The sequence below is a fragment of the Yersinia rochesterensis genome (assembly GCF_003600645.1).
Classification (GTDB): domain Bacteria; phylum Pseudomonadota; class Gammaproteobacteria; order Enterobacterales; family Enterobacteriaceae; genus Yersinia; species Yersinia rochesterensis.
The window spans coordinates 604,972-630,018 of sequence record NZ_CP032482.1 but is presented as its reverse complement, the minus strand read 5'-3'; the positions used below and the strand labels follow the sequence as shown (position 1 = coordinate 630,018).

The following is a 25,047-nucleotide window of genomic DNA, read 5'->3' as shown; positions in this document are numbered from 1 at the left end:
GATACAGGGCAAAGAAATGAATACCGAGACTAAATAATCACTTAACCTACGGCCAGCATTCGACCGTTACAACTTAAAATAGCCAGGTATCCTTCAAAGCCTAACTTTATAACAGCCGTAAGCCCGAACATGATTTTATACTTTAATAGAATGTTGAGCTTTCGTTATACAAGGCTCATTGCTGTACCCTGGGTAACATACTAATGCAAACACATTCAGACAGTAACGATGACAAAAGACACGCCATTCCCCTCCAACGTCAAAAGGCTAGTGGAGAACACCATTTATATGAGACTTTTCAGAGAAAGAAGCTGCAAAAGAAAAGTGCCTTTTACCTTAACTGATTATTAATCTCCACGAAATCAAACGGGTTAACCCCTTCTCCCGGTTCGCATCCAGATAATCTATCCACCACTGGACCCTCAGTCTGCGCTCATCGAAGTGCTCAGCCTTATGAGTAAGCTGACAGCAGGATAACCACCAAAAGCAATGCGGCTTTCCTTTCCATTGATACGGAATTTAAGGTACCAGAGCTTAGTTCCACGAGGTTGTATCTGTAGATAGAGTCCTTGAGCATCAGTGAGTTTATAAGCTTTATCGCGAGGTTTGGCATTTCGAATTGCGGCATCAGTCAGTGCCATTGGGGTCACATCCTTATAGAACCCAGAAAGCGCTCACTATGCTATTGGAGTGTTATGGCTGTCAACGGGTGATAAAGGCAAAATTCAAGCTGGCTTCTCTACAACAACATTATGTTAATCAATGGCATTACAGAAAACGATAGTGCCTAATTATCTCTGCACCAAGGACACCCCCAAAATGTCCTTTGTAAAGAGATACCCCCCGATGCTACAACCTACCCCGCTAAGATCGTCACAAAGGCTGATACCACCTATATCTGGTGCATATTTGGGGGTCACAAATTTTCCGAATCGAGCTGACCCCCATTTTGACCCCCAGTGATGATGGCTGCTAATGGACGTAGAAATACCAGAATGGAGAAGTGGCAAAAATCACCAGAATGTTACATGCTGTTTTATATAGACTTTTACGGAAGATAATGGACTTTGCTGAACGACAGGCAAAAAAAAAGCCACCCTGTGGTGACTTGATTTACATACTAATGGTGCGAAGGCCGGACTCGCATATGACAGACAACTTACTGATATCAATGTTATTTATTTTTATCAATTAGAACTTGTACCCGCACCTGTACCCACAAACAGAAATCCGTACAAAAATCAGACACCGCGAGTAGGTACAAAATAACATAAGTACAACACCAATATAGTGGTCAAGACAAGAACAAAGCAGGTAAGAACGTTTTCTTCAGAGGCACCAAAAGCTTGGTCTCGATATCGACCTGCTAATAATTTTCTAGGGGCGCACAGATATGATTATCAAATGTCAAAAGAGTCACAGGAATCGTAAAGTAATCTGTCTTATCGAATGCCTCTTAACTAATCCGCCTGTATGAAAACCATATATGTCTCAAAGCATGAAGCGGACATTGGCACTTCAAAAACAATATTGGTTCGTTATGTCATACACCAAAACATATGGTTATTCGATTCTTACCTCGCGCTTGCTCCATATGATTTCCATCTCGCATTTTCAGTCAACGTTGATCTCACAATAGGGATGCTCTTACATCCATCTATCATTTTTAGAAGTTTCACAACATCCTCCCTCAAGCTAGGATGCATCCACGGGCTAAGGGTTATTCTTGTAATTGAAGCAATATCAATAGGAACATCTAGGAAACCTACTTTATCGGACTCTGACTCCCATAATGCTCTGAACTCTTTCTCATGCTTATAAGGTATTCGTTTAACAAATGGTAATTGAGCGATTGTTGGGCGATTTTCACGTAGTTCTTTCAATGCGAGGTAGTTTACCTCTTTAAATTTAACTCCTTTGGCCCTAGCGAAAGCTGTTTCTAGTTGTTCAGGATTGAAGTTAATACATGCTCCAGATGCTCCAGATGAAAACACCCGCCAATGATGGTATGTCTCTGATTCCTTTGTGAAGCATAAGGCAAGCACTGACTGTAATTCCTTCTTCTCCTTATAAGTCGCAAGAAAGTAAGAGTCATTCTTATCGTCCCAAAAAGAAGGATCGAGAAGAGTCAGAGTTCTGTTTGTCAAAATATGTATTAGTGCCGGAAGATCCGTATAACGTCTATAGCTTACCTTAGTCATCATTGCTCCTTTCTACCAAAGATACCAAGACACAAAGTTTATCAAACTGAAGTGTTCTATTTCTAATTCCAAAGATTTTAAATTTCATCACTCCCTTTTTTCATCATCAACGTTTCGTCTCTGAGGCTTACAATTAAATCGGCAACGTTTGACTCACAGCTCTATACGGTTCGCAGTCACAGCTACGGGCTATTAACGATGAAGGTGTCTGGCCTGCCAACGACAGGCCAGAATCACCAAAGGGTTAGATCGAATTTTTACAAACAACACTAACTGAATTAAGAAACTGTGTTAGCCACTGCGCTAAAGACTTACCAACTCCGCGATTTTAGTCGCGACAACTTTCATTGAATCTTCTCCTGTATCCAAGCCGCTTCGTGATGCAAGCAAGGGGCTGATATTGCGGAGAGCTTGATACGTTGTGTTATGTACAATTGGAACTAGTTGATTACCCGCCAGAAGTGCCGAAAGCTCCTTGTCAGCAACACCCTCCTTGGGGAGACGGCTCAATAACGCTGGCGTCACCAATACCAACCCGATTCTCGAATTTGCTAATCCCTTGTCGATAGCCCGCATCATAGGAACTCCAAGACCGAGGTCCTTCTCGCTGAACCAGACTTTGACACCAGCAGCCACGAGTAAATCGTGCAGCTCTTTGGCTACGCCCTGTCGGTCATCCCACGCGTGGCAAAGGAAGACATCACGGAGATCTGGTTGCTCCACTGCACGTGTTTCAATAGTTTGTCGGATTGGCGTGAGTGACTGCACTTGGGCTGATGTATACGACACGGATGAACTTGATTTCGACCAGCGGGGTCTTGGGCTGCTGGAACTGGCACCGCCGCCACTATTTCCCCCACTACTGCCCGACGAAGAGTAGGAGGGACCGTAAGAACCATAACTTCTACTGCGATAACGACATGCAGGACATGCTGCAGCCGCTGCCGCTGAGGTATGTCCGCGCACTGGTGCTGTGCATCTAGTCATATCGTAATTCTCCCATTAGTAATTTTTTTTCCAATTAGAGGTTGCCCTTGAACGCAAATTTTATGGGATATTAATCCTATAAAAAGTGAGCCCTCCCTTCTTTATTGATTTCATTGTCTTAATTAAATGTCTCACTCCAGTAGTGAAGAGAGGAACCGTCGCTAAATGCAAGCACGCCAACCGGTAATGGCAAGCGCATTATGCGATGAATAAAAAGGGTGGAAAGTACAGAGGTAAAAATCAGGAATGAGACTCGAAGAATTTAAGTATTCATTAATCCGGTAGCTCGCCTTGCTCTGAGAATATCGGTAGCGGTCAGAAATGGTGTCTGCTCCTGCCACGTAAACCCTTTGCGGTCAGTGCGTACCAGCTCATAGCGTTCCACCAGAAAATTCACTGCATCAGCAAGCGTTATTCCCGCTTCGATATGCTCCTGAATGGCCGCGTCGTCATGAAATGGCGTATCGTTAAGCGTCAGGCCGTAATGGTGTTCCAGCAGATACGTTAAAAGTTGCTGCCAGACCTGCACGGGCGACAGGCGTGACGAAACCGGCACCGTGGCCGATACAGTTGAGATTTGCATGTGTTGAGTCTCTTAAATAAAGGAACGGAAGATTTGAAGGCTTACAAAACTGAGATGATGCTGAAGGTTAGTCTTTAACCTGATTTGAGGGATAAATGGCGATATACACATACCCATGACTTCCCAGCGTATCTGCTTCACAAGTCAGCTCGTTACGGTACAGCGTAACGCAGTGCGCGTACCGGGGATTCAGCTCACCGGAGAGCAGCCTCAGCTCTAGGTGTGCGACAAAATGCGGGAAGGCTTCATCCAGATATCTGGCCTGAATCACGCTAAACGTGCCGGTGAATCCTGCCCGGTCCGCCAGAAAATGCAGACGATGACCTTCCTGCACTAGCCGGGCTCCGAAACACGGTGTGGTATCTCGTTTAAGACCGCATGTTTGGGTAGCTTTATTCATCATTTTATTCCTCTTAAAGAAGACCATGTTCGGCGAAGGAGAATATGTTCCTGCCACCAACAATCAGATGGTCAGGGACACGGATATCCACCAGTTGAAGTACCTGTACCAGCCGCTGCGTGAGGGCTTTATCGGCCTGGCTGGGGGTCGTCTCACCGGAAGGATGGTTATGCGCCAGTATCACCGCCGCCGCGTTGAAGTACAGAGCGCGTTTAATCACCTCCCGGGGATGGACCTCGGTACGGTTAATCGTGCCGCTAAAGAGCGTCTCATGGGCAATCAACTGATTCTGATTGTTCAGATACAGCACCCGGAACTCTTCCCGCTCAAGTGCAGCCATATGCAGTTGCAGCCATTCACGTACGGCGTGGGTGGAGGTGAAGGCTACCCCGGGCTCATGCAGGTGCCGGTCCAGAACCCTGAGTGCCCGCTGAATGAGATGCCGGTCCTGTGGCGTTATCTCGCCGGGTAAAAAGGAAAGCTGTTTCATCGGTTCCTCCGTTCAGTCGATGATGCGCAGAATGGCGCTGGATTCAGGGTGCTGCAGAGCGTAATCCCGCAGGCGGTAATAGTGCTCCGTCATGGCATCGCATTCGGTGCGACAGGCGTGATGGCTGTATTCGATCAGGCACACAACAATGCCCGCTGCTTCCGCGCTCATTTCCGCGCTGTTGCCATTCATGTTGTTTAACAATGTCCATTTCTCATCATTCTCAGCTTCGGGTGCCATAAAGGCACCGCCGTTACTGAGTGTGTGGAAATGCCAGATACCACCGCTGTAGTCTTCACAGAAGCGATCCATCCAGCCAAAGATACGGGTTTCGATAAAAATCCACTGAGGGATACACCCGAAGTGCAGCGGCCAGAAATCTAGGAGCTGTTCATCGGGTACCTGGCTGGCCATAATGACGTTAGTCATTTGTGAATCACTAACCGGTTCGTAAGCGGTATCAGTTTGTGTGGTCATGGTTTTTCTCCGTAATAAAAAAGCCAGCTGGTCAGGGCTGGCGTGAAGTGATGAATAAATGCCGCTATAAAGCGGGTGAGACTAAAGACAGAAAACGGTATTGCGATTGAATGCAAAAAGCCCCTATTGCGTGAGCAGCAGGGGCTGGGCCTATGTTGTATTAATGGTGGTGTCAGTATCCGGTTTTAACTTTGTACATCAGCAAAGTTTTGCTGCCCCGGACAATCTTCACATACAGGGCGTTATCCTTCGCACGACGCACGAAACTGGCCTTCACATCACCCTGACAGTCACCACCATCGTAGGGCACATTAATGCCGGTCTCATGTACCAGGTCGATAACACCAAAATTATTATCAGCACAGGCAGTGCCCGGCCAGTCCTGAATTAAAGCAAATTTATGGTCGTCACTGATACCGGTAAGCGAGCAGACGGAGCTATTGATATCGTTTCCCTGACACCAGTACGACTCGCCCGGGTTGTCTTTATCCATCAGGTGTTCGGGTAACTGCGCTGCGCTGGCGGCGAAAGCGGTAAGAGACAACACAATGGCGGATAATGAAGTAATCATCTTGAACATGGTTTAATCCCTGAATCATCATTGGCGCATGGTTGCGGCAGATTTTGTTGGTGCCAGTCATGGCATGATTAAAAGCGTTTATAGCGGAACAGTTCTTTACCCTGGTACAGCACAACAAGGTCGTCGTAATCCGGCTTTTTATGGTTAGGCATGAAGGTGGCAATAGTTCCGGGACGACACAGGTCTTTCACGGTGACACCGAATTTCTGGTCCGGGGTGATGGTGAAGCCTTTCGACGCCTCATCGTGCATGATAGTGATCCAGCCCCACAGGCCACCCTCACAGTCTTTCTTCGGCGCAGAACGCACGGTCACCATTCCACCTTTACGGTCAGCAAACATGGCTTCACACTTTCCTGTGACCTGACGGTGCGCGTCGCACCAGAAAATATTGCCACTATTGTTATTCACCGCAGCGGGTAATACCCGGTTATAAGGCGCAGCCTGTACTGTGGCACAGGTCAGGAGACTGCCGGTTATCAGTAGAGTTCTGAACAGTTGTTTCATGATAATTTCCTTAAAAGAGAAGCCACCGGTTGAAGGCCAGTGGGAATATGTCAGGCCACCAGCGTCAGGAGCAGCATGACCAGCCAGACCCAGAAGTAAGCCGGTTTCTGCCCCAGCGATTTAGCCCGTCGCCAGAGATAGAACGGCACCAGCCACGCCATTTTCCCGAAGGCTGCCGTATTCACCCCTGCCTTACGCAAACGTCTTTCATCCAGGTATCCCAGGGCGATATTGAGCAGTAATGTAATAAACCAGTACTGCCCACCCGATACGGCTTCATAGGCCTCCTCAAAAGCCATACCGTTCAATCCCGCTGTCCAGAGCTCAAGCGTGTAGCCAATGAACGGGGCAAAAGCCAGTGTCCAGACCACACCACCCGGAATGCGGTGACCCGGCAGTGCTGGTGGTGCGATGCACTGCGCCAGCGCGACCGTCAGCGGGGTGGTGGATAAGGGCTGCCAGTCTGTCATCCCCGGCTGCCACACCAGTGTGGAGGCGGTAAGTTCGCCGCGTTTAACACGCTCCGTCATTTCTTCTTCGGTGATACCGTCGTGACGGATGCCATTTTTCTCGTAATGCCAGTTCATGATTCTCCTTATTTCTGAAATACCGGCACAGGCCGGAGGTTGATTAAGCAGCACTGCCCGCTGAGCTTCTGTCTGGAGAGGTCAGTAACAGGGCTTCGCGAATGAAACTAAAGTGAGGAAGTGCGTGGATGAAAGCAGGCTGACTGGTCAACTGGCTGATGGTTTTTCTAGGTGTAAAAGTGGTGTTCAGCACCGTGACGGCGTGAATGTCCGTCAGCGGATGGACCGTGATATGTCCCCGAAACTCACCGGCCAGATACCAGCAACCTGACTGCGAAATCAGCCGGTAAGGAGCCAGGCCCTCACAGTGTTGCCCCTCGGCCAGCAGCGTCACCCTCTGGCGGGAGGTAATCGCGGTTACCAGTCGGTAAAACACCAGTGAGCCGGAAGGACTCACCCCGTGTGGTAGTTGCCACACCAGACAGGGTGCATCATCCGATGCCAGCAGGGCACTGACCAGTCTGCGGTCAAAGCCCGGAAAGACATCAGCGAGCCCGGTGCGGTGAGCAAAAGTCAGCACATCCAGCTCACCCTGCGCACCGCTGCCCCCGGTACGCAGGCGACAGAGGCCCTGACCGTACTCCAGGTCCAGGTACATCAGCCGCTCACGAAAATCCCGCCGCAGGGTGCGAACCGACACACCGAACTCGACGGCAAGCTTCGTCACGCTCAGGGTTTCGCCCGCCACTAGGCGACCGATGATGAGTGACAGTCTGACCGCCAGCCGGTCATGGCGACGCTCTGCCTGTGTCATGGAATATTCTCCGTGAAGATTAACTGACTGAAATTAATGTGATTACTTTACAGAGGGGGGCGGACAGGGAATGGACACTGCGGGAACTATTTTTTGCATCTGCATTATGCGAGAACAGACGCGGTCCACAGAAGTATTAGACTGTTTTACAAATAATCCCATTGAGGGGTAACGGACAGGTTGTGTCCATTATTAACGCAGCGATAACAATACCTGGGTTATGGAGAGTACAATTCGCTCTGTTACAGTTGCTCAAGCAGGGTTTCCGCCATCACCCACAGGGCACGATTAAGCTTCACGTCGCCGTCGATACCGCGTACTGCGCGGGTATGAGTTCGTCCGCCTTTAGCACTACGACCACTTAGACCGCCTTTAATCAGGTTCTCCTGAATGCGCTGATAGGTGGTCCACAGGTCATCGCTGTAATCTTCAAAACGCCGTGGTGTCAGGACTTGTGCCGGGGTCACTGGCTGGTGGTCTTCGCCAAACCGGTAAGTAATCGCCGCTTTCGCCAGTGCCTGTCGGGCTGGTGGTGGAAGCATCAGCGACTGCATGGCATCGCGCTTTTCCTCCACCCGGTCAAAAATCCCCAGTACCTCGTAAGCCCCTTCTATCACCTGACTCACCACGTCTCCTTTATGCGGAACCCGTACCTCGCCAAAGGTCTCACCGCAAATCAGCCCGTTCTGGCAAACCTGGCGAAACAGCCCCGGCAACATCTGGTACGAACTGGAGCCATCGTGCGAATTGAGCAGAATGATTTCTGGCACCTGCTTGCCAGTAATCTGGCCCTCACGGCGCAGGCGCAGCATGTGTTTGGTATGCTCGCGACGCTCCGGATCACGCACCCGGGTCTGACAGGCAAAGAACGGCTGGAAACCTTCGCGCTGCAGGTTTTCAAGAATGGTAATTGTTGGTATCCAGGTATACCGTGCGCTGCGTGAAGCGTGTTTGTCTTCGCTGAAGACACTGGGCACCGCGCGGAACAGCTCTTCACGGGTTAACGGACGATCACGACGGATAACATCAGCTGCGCCAAAGCGCGAAGCCAGACGGGTCATAAGCAGACTCCTACGAAAATTAAATAAAGAAAAGCCCCGTCGCATAGGCGACAGGGCTCATGGAATAGCAAAGAGTTGAAGAAAATTCAGAAGAAGAAACTCCAGACGGCACGGGCGACCGATACCACGGTATTGCGTACAGCTTGAATGATTGCCCGGATCGGGGCTGGTATCAGCGGCATGGAACTTACTGTGTCCAGCACCGAGCCAACCGTTTCACCAAAATCGTCACAGGCTTTTTTATTAACGGCATCGGTACGAAATGACGCACTGAGCTGTACCGCTACCGGGCTGCTGGCCTCGCGTGGCAGGCAACGGATCATCCGTTCAGCCATTACCCGAAGCCCCCATTCCAGACGAATTGATACTGCACAGATCGGATTTACAGGCTGAAAGAGCTCATGCAACTGACAGATTTTACGGCTGATATTACGTTTCTGCTCTGAGGATAAACGGCAGATATCATCCGCAGGTTCAATCTTATCTGCCTGGCTGATAACAAACAGTACTTTGTGCCGGTATGCCTCGCCAATCACTTGGTGGTAAAAATGCTCATCCACCGCCAATGCCCGATCATCGGCCTTGATTAACCAGAGCACAAGGTCGAACCGGGGAAGCTGTTCACGGTACAATTTTGCATATTCAGCATCGCGAGTCTGGCTTTCACCAACCCCTGGCAGGTCCACCAGCGTCATACACCGCTCACCTACGTTAAGGCGAAAGCGCAGGGGCTCACGGGTGCAGGCATTGACATCGCTAACGGGAGAAACTTCGCCCTGAAACAGGGCATTACATAGCGACGATTTGCCGGCTCCGGTTTTCCCCATAATGCCGATAACCGGCTCGTAGTTGATGAGTTGACGGATTTGCTGCATGAGCCGCTCTGAGGCCCATTGCGGCAAGGCTGAAAGCGAGTTCTGCAGCGGCTGAAGCCCATCAGGATGTTTCATTACAGTACCTCTTAAAAAGAAAACAAAACGGCAAAACCATGTGGTTTTGCCGTTCATGAGAGATGTTCAGGGAAATAATATATATCTGAAAATATTTCTACTGTTCCCAACTTTTTAATTTGGCTTTTGCATAGGCTTCATGTATTAGAACCTCGATTATTTCATTTATTTTCGTATCATTTTTATTAACAAGATAATCAAGTTGTTTCTTGCACTCTTTACTAATGTAAGTATTCAGAACTTTTTTATTTGCAACGCTGTCTCTGAATTTTTTCTGATGCCATGCTTTTTTTAATCTGATAAGGAACAATTCTATCTCAGGGTTATTTTTCCGCTCAGCCCATTGATCAAAAATGGAGTGAACCTTCAGGTTTAGATTTTTTTTGAAAAAAATATCCACATTACCACTTATCATATTATTTTTTTCAAAACTAGAAAGTATCCACTGATAGTCCTCAAAATATTTATTTTCATATCTATCCGATGGGAACCAGAATGGTTTTTTGAAACTATTATAAATACGGGTCCAGGCAACCTTTAACTGCTCCAGGCCTGATCGTATGTGGTTAACGCCCGACACACGACACTGATAATCAATTAAAAGGATTAACCCCTCGTAATTTATTCCACTGCCATCCTTACTCAGGCTCCATTCTGGAGCGATAACATCCAGAAGAGTAGGGTTATCACCTTGCTTGTAAAGCTTATAATCAGCATGAATAAAATTTGCCGCAAAGGATAATGCTCGCTCACAGCCAATCCATTCAAGATCACTGAATGGAATCATTTGCCTCTCAATATTATTTCTGCATTTATCAAAATAATCATCTGCCTCAAAGTATTTATTTATTTCTTTCTTATCAATATATTTAATGCAGAGTTCTCTGAAAAGATGAGTGTTTCCTATACTCACTCTTAACTCTTCAGACTCGTCATCACGCATTAATTGTGAGTAAAAAATAGTCTGTAAAAGCCATAGGTTTACTCTTTTTTCGTAGAGTCTGGATGCTTGTTTTTTTATACTCATCATAACCTCAAACGTAACCATTATCGTAAATATTTTAGTAGCACTCTACGTAGTATGTTACGTTAACTTTGTCATTGACAGAAGCCATTCCATCGGTGTTTTAAGCCTTTAATGTATCGTTTATGGAGAAACCTTGAAGTTCATCATGTAGCACCATTCATCTGAACAACAAAAATTGCCGTATCAATGCCCTCGACTGCTATCACGGGTCGCAGGAAAGATGCCTGTTAAAACTGAGGGAGAATTGGGGAGTAATACCAGGTAAAAACATAATTAAGGTTAATTGGTATTATAGGTAAGTAGTTCCTGGCGCATAACAACCATTCCATTAAGGGATGGTACATTGCTAACATTAGCGAATTGAAACCAGCCAGGCTGGTATTCCCTGTCGTAATATTAAAAAAACAGTTCCCACTGTTCCTTTGTACTCATCCAGAGGAACAAAACAATGCAAAGGCATTACCCATATTTTAAAAAAATCACCCCCAATCACTTTCTCTTGAACATGATTAATCATCATCTGAATCAGATCCTAACCTGTCACTCCAAAATACTGGCCTTTCGAATGGATTTTGATTACCAGCGAGGTACCAACAGATTCATTCGTAATTCCTCATTTGAAATACAGGATGACCTCCGGGAGTTAACACAAGCTGTGATGCAAATGCATCAAATCTGCGGTTGTTTCTGGGTGCTGGAATGGACAAAGACACATGCTATCCATGCTCATGCCATTTTTTATCTCAAAGGGCAGAAGCATCAGAAGTCATTTCCGTTTATTCAACAGACTGGTGAATTGTGGCTGAAGATAACGAACGACGAAGGGAAATACGAACGTTGTAAACCGAAGGACTGCTACCTGGACGATATCAATAACATCGTTGATTATGACAACGACGAAGATGTTAATAGTCTGAGACGTATTGCCAGTTATCTGACGAAAGAATCCCAGAAGAATGGTTGTCTGATTTGGGGAAGTAATGAGGTTCCAGAACCAGCCAGACAAGGCCGCCCCAGAAAGGGCAAATAATATAACGACTTTTTTACAGCACCACCGGTTGCTATGCCGGAGCGGGCAGCAACAATAAACCCGTATCCGGTTCCCACTTAGCTACCGGAGAATCAAACCATGACAACTAAACTATCTCTTCTTGAAGACCAGCTTGTCGATATGGCGTTTATTACCAAACTACTGCAGATGACAGATAAGTGGATGTTTAAGCTAATCAAAGACGGAGCATTCCCCAAACCGATAAAGCTGGGACGCAGCTCTCGCTGGCTACAGAGTGAAGTGGAAGCCTGGCTACAGAAACGTATTGATGATTCCCGCAACTAAGCTCCTAACCTTATTAATCAATCAACCTTCCTGACTAGCAGACTGTTTATCCGCTCTCTGCGGAGGCTTACGGCTGCCTGAAATTTAAGAATCAAGGAAAATCACCTATGAAAAACATCCCATTACTTAACCATTACCAAACCTGGCTCAATGATTTTACCCGCATCAATTTGTTCCATGGTTTGTGCCAGCAGGAAATAGAGCACTGGCACAAGCTGGCGATTACATCGTGCCGATCTTCGGGCGATATGACATCGATCATTGTCGTCCCACAGTGTCTGCTACAGGCCACTCAAACATCCCAGGAGGAAGAATGTGCCGTTATCCCCCGACTGAACAAACGTACTGACTATTCTCTGTTGCCTGGGGTGTTGCTCAGTGAATGTTACCGTCTTGGGAAAAGCAGACTGGCGGAACAATTACAAATGTTATTCCGGCTGCATACGCAACCGGGCTTTCGACAGACACTTACGCTGCTGTGCTGGTGTGAACTGGTCTCAGGCCGGGATCTAGAAGAATGGTATACGCTGCACTTACCGCTTCCTGACATGTTGAAGCAATGGATGTCAGAAAAACAAGAATCATATCGGGGACTGAAAACATTGACTGAGAATTATATTCGGGCCACTAGACCGATGTGAGGACTGGGGAATGCGAGCCCCTTGACATGATTGTCTCCGGCCATTCCCCCGGTGGCATTGCACGATGTGCGGTCTGTCATGTTGTGGCGAGAAACGCAGCCTTCAATGCAGAAAAGGGATATACCGCCGGGAGACCTGAATGCATTCAAACGAATCAGTCACTCCTGATTTTTGTCGGTGCACCAGAACTTTATTATATGGGGCATATAACTTCGGAGTAAAAATCAATCACTTTCCATCATCTGGCCCCTGGTGCTGGTGGACTGGTCATTCGTAGTCCATGACGGGTTGGTAATATTAATTAACCAACTGATATGTAAGCAATATTATCTCAATACCTCGCCCTATACGGTCACTCATACACGACAGCCTTAATGGCTGGTATTTCCACCCTTAAAATCCTTAATCCCTTTAACAGCCCTTTACGGGTAAGGCTTTGCCCTGCCCGTAATTCATGACTCAAGGAAAATTATATGTTTGACAATATCTGTCTCGATAGACGGCATGCACCATTCAACACCACTTACCTACAGCGTATTCTACGCGTTATAAATAACGCGACTGCAGAGCACGCACGGACGATGGCTGTTCGGGTAGACCTGCGTCTTCCTGACGATATTCTCATTAACCGACAGGGTCTGATATCTCGTTTCAATGAATCCCTTGATGCAAAGATTGCAGCGCGCTACAGAAGTAAGTTGAAGCAGGGTAAACGAACATATTCATGCCACCTTCGCGATGCCTGGGTTCGGGAAGTGGGTGAGATTAATCAGAAATCGCATTACCACATGGTGTTGTTCGTGAATAACGATACTTTCAATGGACTGGGTAGTTACGGTGAAGAGGGAACGGGGTTAGCATCTCTGATACGGGAAGCTTGGCTGAGTGCCTTACAGTTGGGTTACGGGCCAGAATACCGAACTTTGGCCCGCTTTCCTGATAATCCGCTTTATTACCTGGATGTAAATTCCGCTGGCTACAAAAAGGTTTATGATCAACTGACGTTTCGGTTAAGTTATTTTGCGAAAGAACGCACTAAAGATTACAACAGGGAGGAACGGTCTTTTGGATGCAGCCAAAGCTAATAGGCTCGATATTACAACACGATAATCATTGGTTTTGACCAAGTTTAATGCACTTGTTACATCGTACTTTACCCTCACCGACATAGTCTCAACGCTTCCAACTTGGTAAACTCTCACCCAATTTCTCACGCGACAGGCAGCGTTTCAGCACTGGTGCTTGTTACCCACCCTGTCGCGTTCTCCGTATTGTTTTCACCGGACACCATATGGCTATCAAGAAGAACGAACTTTACTCCTCCCTTTGGGCGAGCTGCGACGAGTTGCGTGGCGGAATGGATGCTTCACAGTACAAAGACTACGTGTTGACTCTACTGTTTATGAAGTACGTCTCTGACAAAGCCAAAGGCAACCCTTACGCGATGATTGAAGTTCCGGAAGGGGCGAGTTTTGCCGATATGGTGGCCCTCAAGGGCAATAAAGAAATTGGCGAGAAGATTAACAAAACTATCGGGTTACTGGCTGAAGCTAATGACCTGAAGGGCGTTATTGACATCGCTGACTTCAATGATGAAGACAAGCTGGGTAAAGGCAAGGAAATGATCGACCGCCTTTCCAAGCTGGTGGCAATCTTCGAAGGGTTGGATCTCTCTGCCAACCGCGTTGAAGGAGATGATTTGCTGGGTGATGCGTACGAATATCTTATGCGCCACTTTGCTACGGAGTCAGGTAAATCCAAGGGGCAGTTTTATACCCCTGCAGAGGTGTCACGCATTCTGGCGAAAGTGATTGGCATCAGCAAACAGACACCACAAGATGCTACCGTTTATGATCCGACCTGTGGTTCAGGATCACTATTGTTAAAAGCTAGTGACGAAGCAGGCCCGAAGGGGCTGACCATTTATGGCCAAGAGATGGATTATGCGACCAGCGCACTGGCACGCATGAACATGATCCTGCATGACAACGCTACCGCTAAAATCTGGAAAGGCAACACCCTGGCCGATCCACACTGGAAAGATGGCAACGACAATCTGAGAACCTTCGACTTTGCTGTAGCCAACCCCCCTTTCTCCAACAAAAACTGGACCAGCGGGCTGGATACTGCGAACGATCCATTTGACCGCTTTGTCTGGGGGACACCGCCAGAAAAGAACGGCGACTATGCTTTCTTGCTGCACATTATCAAAAGCCTCAAGAGCACCGGAAAGGGGGCAGTGATCTTACCTCACGGCGTTCTGTTCCGTGGCAATGCTGAAGCACGTATTCGTGAAAATCTACTCAAGCAGGGCTACATTAAAGGCATTATTGGCCTGCCTGCTAACTTGTTCTACGGCACGGGCATCCCGGCATGCATCATCGTCATCGATAAAGAATGCGCACAAACCAGAGCGTTCAACGCTAATGGCGATAGTCAACAAGGCATCTTTATGATCGATGCCAGTAAAGGCTTTATTAAGGATGGTAATAAAAACCGCCTACGTGCCCAAGATATCCACAAAATTGTCGATGCATTTAATCGGGAGCAGGAAATTCCCCGCTTCAGCCGCCAGGTGCTGCTGTCTGAAATTGCTGCCAACGACTACAACCTCAATATCCCTCGCTATATCGACAGCAGTGATCCGGAAGATCTGCACGACCTTTCTGGCCATTTGGCTGGTGGTATCCCTGATCGCGATATTGATGCTCTTAGTGCTTACTGGAAAATTTTCCCAACTTTATGTCAGGATCTGTTCGAACCCGCCCGGCCTGGCTACAACAATGCTCGGGTCGAAGCAGGTAAAGTTAAGAGCACTATTCTGGCGCATCCGGAATTTGCCGCCTTCAGAACTGCAGCACTAATACCCTTTGAAAATTGGTTTGCAGAATGTCGACTTGATGAAATTGCTCGTGGTGATTCGCCGAAACAGCTTATTGAAGAGATTGGCGAGAGTCTCCTCGCTGCCTATGCTTCTGAAGCCACAGCTGACGTCCCTCTGCTTGAGAACTACGCCATCTATCAGTTACTGATGGACTACTGGATGGATGTCATGCAGGACGATGTTTATGTTCTGAGTCAAGATGGCTGGCAGGCAGGCAAAGTGCTACGTGAGCTGGTTGTGGAAAAAGGCGAAAAACTAAAAGAAACACCGGATCTGATAATTGGTAAGAAGAAGTATAAGGCTGAACTGTTGCCGACAGCCCTTTTAGTCGCTCGCTATTTTGCTACCGAGCAGCAAGAGCTCGATCAACTACAAGTCGCTTATGACGAAGCTGTTCAAGCGCTGGAAAGCTTCCTTGAAGAGAACAGCGGCGAAGATGGATTACTTGCTGATGCAATGAACGACAAAGAAAAAGTGACCGCTGCCAGTATTAAAGCACGACTTAAGGTCGCCACGGATAAAGAAGAAAAGGCGATGCTGAAAGCCACTCAGACGTTGTTCGATGCTGAAATCAAAGCTAAAAAAGCGCATAAAGAAGCACAGGAACGACTGGATCTTGCGGTATTTGCTCAATATCCAAAGCTCAATGATAACGACATTAAAATTTTGCTGGTACAGGATAAATGGAAGGCCAGCCTGGCAAGTGCCTTGGACGCGGAGATTGAGCGTGTTACGCAGCGGTTGGCAGATCGCGTGAAAGAACTGGAAGAACGCTATTGCTCTACCTTGAAGGAAATATCCCAAAATGTGGATGAGTTAGAAACTAAAGTCTCCTCATATCTAAAAGCAATGGGTCTGGAGTGGTCATTATGACGGCGCAAAGCAAGCAGCTAAATGAGATGATGATAAAAGCGCCACCGTTAGCTACTCCTGTCGGCTATAAGCATACGGAAGTTGGGGTAATCCCTGATGACTGGGAGGTAAAACAGTTAGGAACGCTGGTAGAAATTTGCAGTGGTGATAGCCCGTCAAAGTACAAATTTCATACTACAGGTATTCCATATTTTAAAGTGGAACAATTGAATAATGGCAGAGTATATGCAGCTATAACGCCGTACTTAATTCATACAGCGAAAACAATACCGGCTGGAAGTGTAATATTTCCCAAAAGAGGTGCATCAATACTTTCTAATAAAATTAGAGTATTGAAGCAAGATTCATATATGGACACAAACCTGATGACACTTACATGTCATTCAGAGCTAAATAATCTATATTTATATAATCAACTCAGTTACTTGGGACTTGACTCTGTAGCGGATACAACTTCGATCCCTCAAATAAATAATAAACATATAACTCCTTATTTGATTCCTTGTCCCACAAAGAAAGAACAAATAGCCATCGCAGACGCGCTCTCCAATGCCGACGAGCTAATTACTGCACTTGAACAATTAATCACCAAAAAAAGGGTTATTAAAACCGCCGCCATGCGGCAGTTGCTGACTGGTCGCACTCGCCTCCCACAATTTACTAAATTTCCTGATGGTACTAGCATAAGCTATAAGGCCAGCGAAATGGGGTCGATTCCGGAAGATTGGAAAGTTTTGAGTGTTGGTCAGGTATGCGATTTACTAACAGGATTCCCTTTCTCCAGCAATAAATATTCTGACTCTGGTATTAGATTACTTCGCGGATCAAATGTTAAGCGTGGGATCACTGATTGGAGTGATGGTATTACTCAGTATTGGCCTGAGATCAGTGCCGACATTAAACAATATGAGCTGTATGCTGGAGATATAGTTATTTCCATGGATGGTTCATTAGTCGGCAGAAGCTTTGCTCAATTATCCGATAGCGATTTACCTGCAGTGTTGTTACAGCGGGTAGCTAGGGTTAGAACTAGTTTCGTTGATCAAGCTTTTTTAAAAGAATGGATTTGCAGTCAATTTTTCACTGAACATTGTGACGCAGTAAAAACAGTCACAGCAATTCCCCATATAAGCCCTCAGGATATTAGAAGTTTTAAATTCTTGATGCCACCTACAAATGAAGAACAAACCGCAATCGCCAACATCCTCTCAGATATGGATGCGGAGCTCACGAAATTGGAACAAAAACTAGTCAAGGTCCGCGATATAAAACAAGGGATGATGCAACAACTGCTGACTGGGCGTATTCGTCTGCCATTGGATCAGCAGCCATGAAACATACCCTTGATAAGACAGTTGTGTCGGTCAAGGGTCTTCTTAACCTGACTGACGTAACAATTCCGGCCTATCAGCGCCCTTATAAATGGACGGTGAAAAATATCAGCGAACTGTTTGCGGACATAAACAGTCATCTCGATAAATCGGCCTACCGCTTGGGCTCAGTAGTGTTTCATCAAGCTGAGGGCGATGAAGAAAACAGACTTGATATCGTCGATGGCCAGCAACGAACACTGACATTAATACTGGCCGTATGGGCCCTTATCGAAACCCGGCTTGCTGGGCTGGAACGTCAGGATTTGCAAGAAACTCTAACCCAGCTAAGGCCCTCCGTTGAAGGTTTTATGGTACGGCAACGCTTTGCTAGCCAAGTGTCGGAATACAATCTGTACCAAAATTATCAGGAGCTAAAACGCAGGGTTAACCACCGAGAATTCAGCGAGCAGCATATTGATTTTCTTCTCAATCGCTGCCAGATGGTGGTCTTTGTGCTGACGGATCTGTCTGAAGCCTTTCAGTTCTTCGACTCACAAAATGCCCGTGGACGGGATCTGGATCCTCACGATCTGCTTAAAGCCTTCCATCTACGTGAATTCGCTAGCCATGAGGTAGAATTAAAAGCTGCATCCGTTGCCCATTGGGAAGGATTGCCCAGTGATGACCTAGCTAATCTTTTCGCATCCTATCTCTACAGGGTACGTCAGTGGTCGCAGGGGAATTCCGCTCGTTTCTTTGGTAAGGATGAAGTCGGCCTATTTAAAGGGATCAATATTGACCAGATTGGCCAGTTCCCTTATGTGGAATCTTTGCGCATGGCTCACCATTTTGTGGATGACTATAACAATCAGTACCAGCGCAAGATTGATGGCCAGAAAATGCGTTTCCCTTTCCATCTCGATCAGATGATTATCAATGGAAGACGCTTTTTCGAAATGGCAGAACACTACCAGCAACAGGTATCGGCAATTATCGCCAGTGAGCATGTCAGCACTCATACTCAAAAGCCGTTAATGATTCAGGGCGTAATCCTTGGTGAAATGGCAAGTCAGATACTAAGAACGTTAAATAGCTATAGAAATCGCTATCGCACAGGAGATCAATATATACGCACTATGTTTGATTGTGCTCTGATCTTTTATATCGACAAATTTGGTGGGCAGTCCTTATCTGCAGCGATTGAAAAAAGCTTTATCTGGGCCTACAGATGCCGAATTCGGCAGCAAGTGGTACAACTTGCAACCATGGATAAGTATGTGCTGGAAAATAATCTGCTCCGGGTAATCAAAGAAGCCAGAATACCTAGTGATGTACTATCTATGCCGCTACTCACAATTCGGGCTTCAGAAAATAATAATAACCGCCGTACCGGTAACCATGAGCAAGATGAGCTGGTGAGGCTGTTCAAGGAGATGAACTACTATGAGTGATGCACAGGTAACATCCTTTACGGTCAGATCATTACTGGGTGATGCATCTCGTTATCTTATCCCCATGTACCAGCGTAATTATGCCTGGGGAGAGGGTGAAATCACTCAACTTGTACAGGACATACTCGACTACCAGCAAAAAAGCCTGCATAGCCCATACCCTCAAACTTACTACATCGGTACGTTGGTCGTGTTCACTCGCCCTGATGGGCAGTCAGAGATAATCGACGGCCAGCAGCGTTTCACGACCCTATCCCTTCTTGCTAACTGGTTAAAAAAACATGCGGGATCCACGCTGGATATGAGCTGGTACCAGGGTATTAATCTGGGATTCGAGAGTAGACCAAAATCCAGTGAGACCTTTGCACGCCTCTGGCAAGGCGTCGAACCACATAAACTTCGAAGCAAGGAGTTTAACGAAGGGTTGATTAATGGTTATGAGCTGATTGGCAAAGTGCTGCGCGACTTGAAGCTAGTTGGAGAGCCATTAAACCATTTTTGTACCTATCTATTCGACTATGTACAAATTGCCCGAATAGAAGTGCCTGCCGATACCGACCTCAATCATTTTTTTGAGGTGATGAACAACCGAGGCGAGCAACTTGAAAAACATGAGGTGGTGAAAGCGCGACTGATGGCTGTGCTCAACGAGATAACGGACCAGCAAGATCGGCAGAGCAGCCTGAACACCCTCTCACGAGTTTGGGATGCTTGCTCCAACATGGAACGTTATGTCCAATACGGTTTTTCGCCAGCCGAACGTCATCAATTATTTGGGCAGGAAAATTGGGGGCAATTTGTGCCTGCTGATTTTAATTCTCTAGCTGACATGCTTATCCCATCGGCTTCGGAGCTTGGCACAAGAGAGAACCAAACAAACCGCACACTGGCTGACATTATCAAGTCATCTTCAACCATAAGTGGTGATAGAGGTGAAGAAGATGAAGGTAGCTCAGAGCGTTTTAATAGTGTTATCAATTTCTCCAACTTCCTGCTCCATGTGTTGCGTGTCTGTAGGCAAACTGGAAAGGACAGAGTGGATGTTCCGCTTGATGACAAACAATTAATCGACCAGTTCGAACTTCGGTTATTAAAGCAGAATGACCCGGTTAAAGCGGTACAGAATTTCACCTTTGCACTTCTCAAATGCAAATATCTTTTTGATCAGTTCGTGATAAAACGAGAATTCGCTAAAGGTAGCGATGGGTGGAGCCTTAAGCGCCTGCGTTGGTATTCGGAAAAGAGCACCAGCTATACCAATACGTTTAATGAAGATGATGGTAGCTATGTAGACATCAACCGACAGATCTTGATGCTGCTTTCCGCATTCCACGTTTCAACCCCTACTCTGGTTTACAAACACTGGTTGAATGGGGCTTTGTTCTATCTGTTTAATGCCCATTCCGCTGTAAGCCAGATCGAAGCAAGGGAATATCTCGAATATCTGGAGCATCTTGCCTCCGCATTTGTCTTTCAGAACTTCCTGGCAGAAGAAACGCCAAAATCATATTTTGAGATTATCTACGGCAATGAGTCACATATCCAACCTGTTGTACTGTCAGATCAGATTCAGAAGAAGATGCGCTTTGGTACGATAGCAAACAACTTGGTATTCAATTACCTAGACTACTTACTCTGGTGTCGTGACAGAAATAAAGCTGAGATAGTCAAACGTTTTGAATTTACCTTCCGAAGTTCGGTAGAGCATTTCTATCCTCAGCACCCCATGGATGGCTACAGGACATTTCCAGATACATCGTTGCATACCTTCGGCAACCTCAGTCTGATTAGCCACAGCAAAAATTCACGACTTAGCAACTTCCAGCCAAAACAAAAGCAAGAGCATTTCGAAGCGAGCCTTGAACGTAATGAAATTGATAGCCTGAAATTGCTCGCAATGATCGAGCTGATGAAGAAGAACAATCAGTGGGGCGAGGAGGAAATCGTCACTCACGAAGCGGAAATGCTGGCAGTGTTAACCGGTGCCGGTGGTATGGATAGCGTATTTAAGGAGGTGTTATGAATAATGTCGGCCAGCGTGAACGCATAACACAAAAACGTGTTATCCAACTATTCACCGAGCACTTAGGTTATCGCTATCTGGGAAACTGGCATAAACGCGAAGACAACCGCAACATCGAACCTAGCTTAGTCTCTGCCTGGCTAACAAAATGTGGCGTTTCAGAAGTGCTTATCGACCGTGTATTGCGACAACTTGACCGAGCCGCAAGTCTCGGTGAAGGCCGTATCCTCTATGATGCCAACAAGGAGGTCTATCGCCTGTTGCGCTACGGTGTGAAGGATAAGGAAGGTGCAGGCGAGCAGAACCAGACCATCTGGCTGGTGGACTGGAAAAATCCAGAAGCGAATGATTTTGCTATTGCTGAAGAAGTGACACACAAAGGCGAAAATAAGAAACGCCCGGATCTGGTTCTGTATGTTAACGGCATTGCACTTGGTGTGATTGAGCTGAAACGTTCTACAGTTTCAGTTTCAGAAGGTATACGCCAAAACCTCGATAACCAGCAAAAAGCATTTATCCGTAACTTCTTCACCACTATCCAATTGGTGATGGCCGGTAATGATTTAGAAGGGCTTCGCTATGGCGTAATCGAAACGCCGGAGAAATATTATCTCCAATGGAAAGAAGCCGCTGAGTCCCCCCATTCCAACATGCTAGATCGTCATCTGGCCCAGATATGTAATAAACAGCGCCTGCTGGAATTGATCCACGACTTTATCGTCTTTGATGCTGGGGTGAAAAAAACCTGCCGCCATAACCAATACTTTGGTGTCGCTGCAACGAAACCTTTTATTCAGCGCAATGAAGGCGGGATCATCTGGCATACACAGGGCAGCGGTAAAAGTCTGACTATGGTTTGGCTGGCAAAATGGATCAGAGAAAATATCACTGATAGTAGAGTGCTGATCATAACCGACCGCACAGAGCTAGATGAACAAATCGAAAAAGTCTTCAACGGCGTGGAAGAGGAAATCCTTCGCACCCGAAGCGGAGCAGATTTGGTAACTCGTCTTAATCAAACCAAACCCTGGCTTATATGTTCGCTAGTACATAAATTTGGCCGTCACGAAGAGGATGACATAGAGGCCGACACTGACGATTTCATCGAACAAATGAAACGAAATATTCCTGCCGATTTTAGCCCGAAGGGAAAATTGTTCGTATTTGTGGATGAGTGCCACAGAACCCAGTCCGGCAAATTGCATTCGGCAATGAAAAGCATACTTCCAGATGCGCAGTTTATCGGCTTCACTGGCACCCCACTAATGAAGAAAGATAAGAAGAAGTCAGTCGAAATCTTCGGGCCCTATATTCACACTTATAAATTCGACGAAGCAGTGAATGATGGGGTTGTGCTGGATTTGCGCTACGAGGCTCGTGACATCGATCAACGAGTGAAATCTCAGAAAAAAGTCGACCAGTGGTTTGATGCTAAGACATCTAAACTTTCTCGCCTTGGTCAACAGCAACTCAAGCAGAAATGGGCTTCGATGCAGAAATTGTTGTCGAGTCGCTCGCGGCTGGAACAGATTGTGGCTGACATCCTTCTCGATTTCGAACAAAAACCGCGACTCGCCGACGGCCGAGGTAACGCCATGTTGGTTTGTTCCAGCGTCTATCAGGCCTGCAAATGCTATGAGATGTTTAGCGAAGCTGGTTTTGCCGGTAAATGTGCGATTGTGACGAGCTACCAGCCAAATGCCAGTGAGATTAAAGGCGAGGAAAGTGGTGAAGGGCTGACTGAGAAACTAGCCAAGTACAACATCTATCGAAAAATGCTTGCGGAGTATTTTGAGCAACCGGAGGCTGAGGCAGCTAAACGCGTGAGTGATTTTGAAAAAGAGGTCAAACAACGCTTTATCAAAGAACCTGGCCAGATGCGCCTATTGATAGTCGTTGATAAGTTATTGACGGGGTTTGATGCCCCCTCTGCTACTTACCTTTATATCGACAAAAAAATGGCTGACCATAACCTCTTCCAGGCGATCTGCCGGGTTAATCGACTGGATGGGGAGGACAAAGAATACGGTTATATTGTCGACTATAAAGATCTTTTCCGTTCACTTGAAAAAACAGTTCAGGACTACACTGCAGAAGCTTTTGATGGCTACGACAAAGAAGATGTAGCCGGGTTACTGAAAGATCGTTTGCAACAGGCCAAAATTGATTTAGATGGCGCGCTTGATGCAGTTCGCACTCTTTGCGAACCAGTTCGCATGCCACGACATCAGCTAGATTATCAGCACTATTTCTGTGGTGAACCCGGTGCAGTAGTAGAACAAATATCCGAGAAAGAAGCGTTACGACTAACACTTTATCAATCTGTGGCGAGGCTTATCCGCACTTTTACTGGTCTGGCAGGTGAACTGACAGATGCTGGCTATAGTGAGCAGCAGGCAGAGAAAATCCGCCTCGAAGTTGAGTTTTACTCGAAAGTTCGCGATGAAATCAAAATAGCCAGTGGCGATCTCGTGGATATGAAGCAGTTCGAGCCAGGTATGCGGCAGATGCTAGATCTTTGGGTAGATGCCGATCCTAGTGAAACGCTGATGGACTTTGAGCAGCTAGGGCTGCTTGAGTTGATTATTGAACGCGGAGAAGATGCACTGGATGGACTTCCAGCCGACATGCGTGGCAATCAGGAGGCCATGGCTGAAGCGATTGAAAATAACGTTCGCAGAACCATTGTTGATGAAAATCCGGTCAACCCGAAATACTACGAAAAAATGTCGGTGTTGCTTGATGAACTGATCGCTCTTCGCCGTCAACAGGCTATCTCCTATCAAGAGTATCTGGAGCACGTACGTGAACTAGCGAAGCAGGTGAAACATCCACAGTCAGGTAATAAAAATAATTATCCAGTGAGCATTGATACTCTCGCCAAGAAAGCGTTGTATGACAACCTCGGGCAGGATGAAGTGTTAGTAATAAAGATAGATACTGCAGTACGTCATACAAAAAAAGCTGACTGGTATGGAGATCGTTTTAAAGAGCGCGAGATCAGCTTCGCTATTGCGGAAGAGCTCAAAGGTTATTCAGTGACAGTCGCCGATGTAATGGCCTTGGTGAAAGCTCAGAAGGAGTACCGCTAATGCCATTGGTTACCTTTGGTGAACTCACTTTGGATTTACAGCGAAAAAAAATTAAAAACCTGCATATCAGCGTTCTACCTCCGGATGGCCGAGTAAGGGTATCGGCCCCCGTATCGCTATCAGATACCGCAATCAGAATGGCTGTTGTCAGAAGGCTTGTGTGGATCCGCCAGCAACAGGCACAATTTCAGGCTCAGCCTCGCCAAAGTGAACGAGAGATGTGCAGTGGAGAGACCCACTACCTCTGGGGAAGAGGATATCGGCTGGATGTAGTTTTGGTAGATAAGTCCTCTGAAGTGAAACTTCAGGGCGGTTGGATACGCATGAAAGTACCTCCACATTACGACACAGCCCAACGGGAAGCAGTTCTCAACCAATGGTATCGCAGTATTTTAAAACATAGACTGCCCAAGTTGATTGCCAAATGGCAGCCCGAGATGAAGGTTGAAGCGAGCTTCGTTGGTATCAAGCGTATGAAGACTAAGTGGGGTAGCTGTAACCCTCAGTCTGCGCGTGTCTGGATCAATCTCGAACTGGTTAAAAAGCCTCCTGAATGCCTTGAATTCATTGTGGTTCACGAACTCGTTCATCTACACGAACGCAAACATAACGAGCGTTTTATCGGCCTGATGAATATGTACCTACCGAACTGGCGTGAACACAGAGCTAAGTTGAATAAGATGCCCTTGGCTTATAATCACTGGGGGTATTGATCAACGGGGAGCAGATCAGTGACAGAGCTCTCTAAATGTAAGATCCAGATGAATTATTTACTATTGGCTCCGTAAATTTCTCTGTAGTCTAACAATCAAGAGTTTGGAATATAAACAG

26 protein-coding genes and 2 pseudogenes are annotated in these 25,047 nt (G+C 46.6%); 12 read left to right on the top strand and 16 right to left on the bottom strand.

The genetic code is table 11. From position 1 onward, the window contains the following. Nucleotides 1-331: 331 nt before the first annotated feature. The 4 genes and pseudogenes from DXZ79_RS21280 to DXZ79_RS21105 form a co-directional block, all read right to left on the bottom strand. A pseudogene (locus DXZ79_RS21280) lies at nt 332-456 on the bottom strand (tyrosine-type recombinase/integrase); the annotation flags it as partial. A gap of 2 nt (nt 457-458) precedes the next feature. Next, nucleotides 459-641: pseudogene (locus tag DXZ79_RS03045) on the bottom strand (Arm DNA-binding domain-containing protein); the annotation flags it as partial. 933 nt (nt 642-1,574) lie between these two features. Beyond that, nucleotides 1,575-2,204 carry a hypothetical protein gene (locus tag DXZ79_RS03035; protein WP_073991475.1) on the bottom strand — a complete coding sequence of 210 codons (630 nt, stop codon included), beginning with the start codon at nt 2,202-2,204 and terminating at the stop codon, nt 1,575-1,577. Nucleotides 2,205-2,504: 300 nt separating this feature from the next. Beyond that, nucleotides 2,505-2,924, bottom strand: coding sequence for a toll/interleukin-1 receptor domain-containing protein (locus DXZ79_RS21105; RefSeq protein ID WP_253272186.1), 420 nt, complete (start codon nt 2,922-2,924; stop codon nt 2,505-2,507). A gap of 31 nt (nt 2,925-2,955) precedes the next feature. Between DXZ79_RS21105 and DXZ79_RS21100 the strand changes: the two genes are divergently transcribed. Continuing rightward, nucleotides 2,956-3,081 carry a hypothetical protein gene (locus DXZ79_RS21100; RefSeq protein ID WP_261370210.1) on the top strand — a complete coding sequence of 42 codons (126 nt, stop codon included), beginning with the start codon at nt 2,956-2,958 and terminating at the stop codon, nt 3,079-3,081. Between the two features lie 369 nt (nt 3,082-3,450). Here the strand turns inward: DXZ79_RS21100 and DXZ79_RS03025 are convergent, their stop codons facing one another. The 12 genes from DXZ79_RS03025 to DXZ79_RS20640 all read right to left on the bottom strand — a co-directional run bounded on the left by DXZ79_RS03025 (nt 3,451) and on the right by DXZ79_RS20640 (nt 11,123). Then, on the bottom strand, nt 3,451-3,771 hold the full coding sequence (locus tag DXZ79_RS03025) for a TA system toxin CbtA family protein (protein WP_120011098.1): 321 nt from the start codon (nt 3,769-3,771) through the stop codon (nt 3,451-3,453). 67 nt (nt 3,772-3,838) lie between these two features. Continuing rightward, on the bottom strand, nt 3,839-4,171 hold the full coding sequence (locus DXZ79_RS03020; protein WP_120011605.1) for a type IV toxin-antitoxin system YeeU family antitoxin: 333 nt from the start codon (nt 4,169-4,171) through the stop codon (nt 3,839-3,841). Nucleotides 4,172-4,184: 13 nt separating this feature from the next. After that, the gene (locus DXZ79_RS03015; RefSeq protein ID WP_120011097.1) at nt 4,185-4,661 is read right to left on the bottom strand and encodes a JAB domain-containing protein; all 477 of its coding nucleotides are present in this window, start codon (nt 4,659-4,661) and stop codon (nt 4,185-4,187) included. A gap of 12 nt (nt 4,662-4,673) precedes the next feature. Beyond that, a complete protein-coding gene (locus DXZ79_RS03010) occupies nt 4,674-5,138 on the bottom strand; it encodes an antirestriction protein (RefSeq protein ID WP_120011096.1) in 465 nt (154 codons plus the stop codon). A 172-nt stretch (nt 5,139-5,310) separates the two neighbouring features. After that, nucleotides 5,311-5,718 (bottom strand): hypothetical protein, encoded by a 408-nt coding sequence (locus tag DXZ79_RS03005; protein ID WP_120011095.1) that lies wholly within the window; start codon nt 5,716-5,718, stop codon nt 5,311-5,313. Nucleotides 5,719-5,786: 68 nt separating this feature from the next. After that, nucleotides 5,787-6,224: a hypothetical protein gene (locus DXZ79_RS03000; protein WP_120011094.1), complete on the bottom strand. Its 438-nt coding sequence runs from the start codon at nt 6,222-6,224 to the stop codon at nt 5,787-5,789. Between the two features lie 50 nt (nt 6,225-6,274). Beyond that, nucleotides 6,275-6,811 carry a DUF4339 domain-containing protein gene (locus tag DXZ79_RS02995; RefSeq protein WP_120011093.1) on the bottom strand — a complete coding sequence of 179 codons (537 nt, stop codon included), beginning with the start codon at nt 6,809-6,811 and terminating at the stop codon, nt 6,275-6,277. Between the two features lie 43 nt (nt 6,812-6,854). Continuing rightward, the gene (locus DXZ79_RS02990) at nt 6,855-7,565 is read right to left on the bottom strand and encodes a DeoR family transcriptional regulator (RefSeq protein WP_120011092.1); all 711 of its coding nucleotides are present in this window, start codon (nt 7,563-7,565) and stop codon (nt 6,855-6,857) included. A 242-nt stretch (nt 7,566-7,807) separates the two neighbouring features. Further along, nucleotides 7,808-8,626 (bottom strand): DUF932 domain-containing protein, encoded by an 819-nt coding sequence (locus tag DXZ79_RS02985; RefSeq protein WP_120011091.1) that lies wholly within the window; start codon nt 8,624-8,626, stop codon nt 7,808-7,810. Nucleotides 8,627-8,712: 86 nt separating this feature from the next. Further along, nucleotides 8,713-9,576: a GTPase family protein gene (locus tag DXZ79_RS02980; protein WP_120011090.1), complete on the bottom strand. Its 864-nt coding sequence runs from the start codon at nt 9,574-9,576 to the stop codon at nt 8,713-8,715. A 97-nt stretch (nt 9,577-9,673) separates the two neighbouring features. Next, nucleotides 9,674-10,606, bottom strand: a complete 933-nt coding sequence (locus DXZ79_RS02975) for a hypothetical protein (protein ID WP_244942316.1) — start codon at nt 10,604-10,606, stop codon at nt 9,674-9,676. Between the two features lie 349 nt (nt 10,607-10,955). Further along, nucleotides 10,956-11,123 (bottom strand): hypothetical protein, encoded by a 168-nt coding sequence (locus DXZ79_RS20640; RefSeq protein ID WP_162928705.1) that lies wholly within the window; start codon nt 11,121-11,123, stop codon nt 10,956-10,958. 144 nt (nt 11,124-11,267) lie between these two features. On the opposite strand from DXZ79_RS20640, the gene DXZ79_RS02970 reads away from it, so the two are divergent. From DXZ79_RS02970 to DXZ79_RS02925, 11 genes are all read left to right on the top strand, one after another. Then, a complete protein-coding gene (locus tag DXZ79_RS02970; protein ID WP_342353628.1) occupies nt 11,268-11,633 on the top strand; it encodes a hypothetical protein in 366 nt (121 codons plus the stop codon). A 99-nt stretch (nt 11,634-11,732) separates the two neighbouring features. Beyond that, on the top strand, nt 11,733-11,939 hold the full coding sequence (locus tag DXZ79_RS02965; RefSeq protein WP_120011088.1) for a helix-turn-helix transcriptional regulator: 207 nt from the start codon (nt 11,733-11,735) through the stop codon (nt 11,937-11,939). A gap of 107 nt (nt 11,940-12,046) precedes the next feature. Further along, entirely contained in the window at nt 12,047-12,580 is a 534-nt protein-coding gene (locus DXZ79_RS02960) for a secretoglobin family protein (RefSeq protein WP_120011087.1), read from the top strand. Between the two features lie 64 nt (nt 12,581-12,644). Next, nucleotides 12,645-12,719 (top strand): hypothetical protein, encoded by a 75-nt coding sequence (locus DXZ79_RS21370; protein WP_483409859.1) that lies wholly within the window; start codon nt 12,645-12,647, stop codon nt 12,717-12,719. A 334-nt stretch (nt 12,720-13,053) separates the two neighbouring features. Then, complete coding sequence (locus tag DXZ79_RS02955; RefSeq protein ID WP_120011086.1) at nt 13,054-13,665, top strand: inovirus Gp2 family protein; 612 nt, start codon at nt 13,054-13,056, stop codon at nt 13,663-13,665. Nucleotides 13,666-13,871: 206 nt separating this feature from the next. After that, entirely contained in the window at nt 13,872-16,337 is a 2,466-nt protein-coding gene (locus tag DXZ79_RS02950) for a type I restriction-modification system subunit M (protein WP_120011085.1), read from the top strand. Continuing rightward, nucleotides 16,334-17,671 carry a restriction endonuclease subunit S gene (locus DXZ79_RS02945; RefSeq protein WP_244942315.1) on the top strand — a complete coding sequence of 446 codons (1,338 nt, stop codon included), beginning with the start codon at nt 16,334-16,336 and terminating at the stop codon, nt 17,669-17,671. Before DXZ79_RS02950 ends, DXZ79_RS02945 begins: the two co-directional genes overlap by 4 nt. Then, complete coding sequence (locus DXZ79_RS02940; RefSeq protein ID WP_120011084.1) at nt 17,668-19,101, top strand: DUF262 domain-containing protein; 1,434 nt, start codon at nt 17,668-17,670, stop codon at nt 19,099-19,101. Before DXZ79_RS02945 ends, DXZ79_RS02940 begins: the two co-directional genes overlap by 4 nt. Continuing rightward, nucleotides 19,094-21,124, top strand: coding sequence for a DUF262 domain-containing protein (locus DXZ79_RS02935; RefSeq protein ID WP_120011083.1), 2,031 nt, complete (start codon nt 19,094-19,096; stop codon nt 21,122-21,124). Before DXZ79_RS02940 ends, DXZ79_RS02935 begins: the two co-directional genes overlap by 8 nt. After that, complete coding sequence (locus DXZ79_RS02930; RefSeq protein ID WP_120011082.1) at nt 21,121-24,216, top strand: type I restriction endonuclease subunit R; 3,096 nt, start codon at nt 21,121-21,123, stop codon at nt 24,214-24,216. Before DXZ79_RS02935 ends, DXZ79_RS02930 begins: the two co-directional genes overlap by 4 nt. Next, nucleotides 24,216-24,929, top strand: coding sequence for a M48 family metallopeptidase (locus tag DXZ79_RS02925; protein WP_120011081.1), 714 nt, complete (start codon nt 24,216-24,218; stop codon nt 24,927-24,929). The genes DXZ79_RS02930 and DXZ79_RS02925 overlap by 1 nt, the downstream gene beginning before the upstream one ends. The last annotated feature ends 118 nt before the right edge of the window (nt 24,930-25,047 follow it).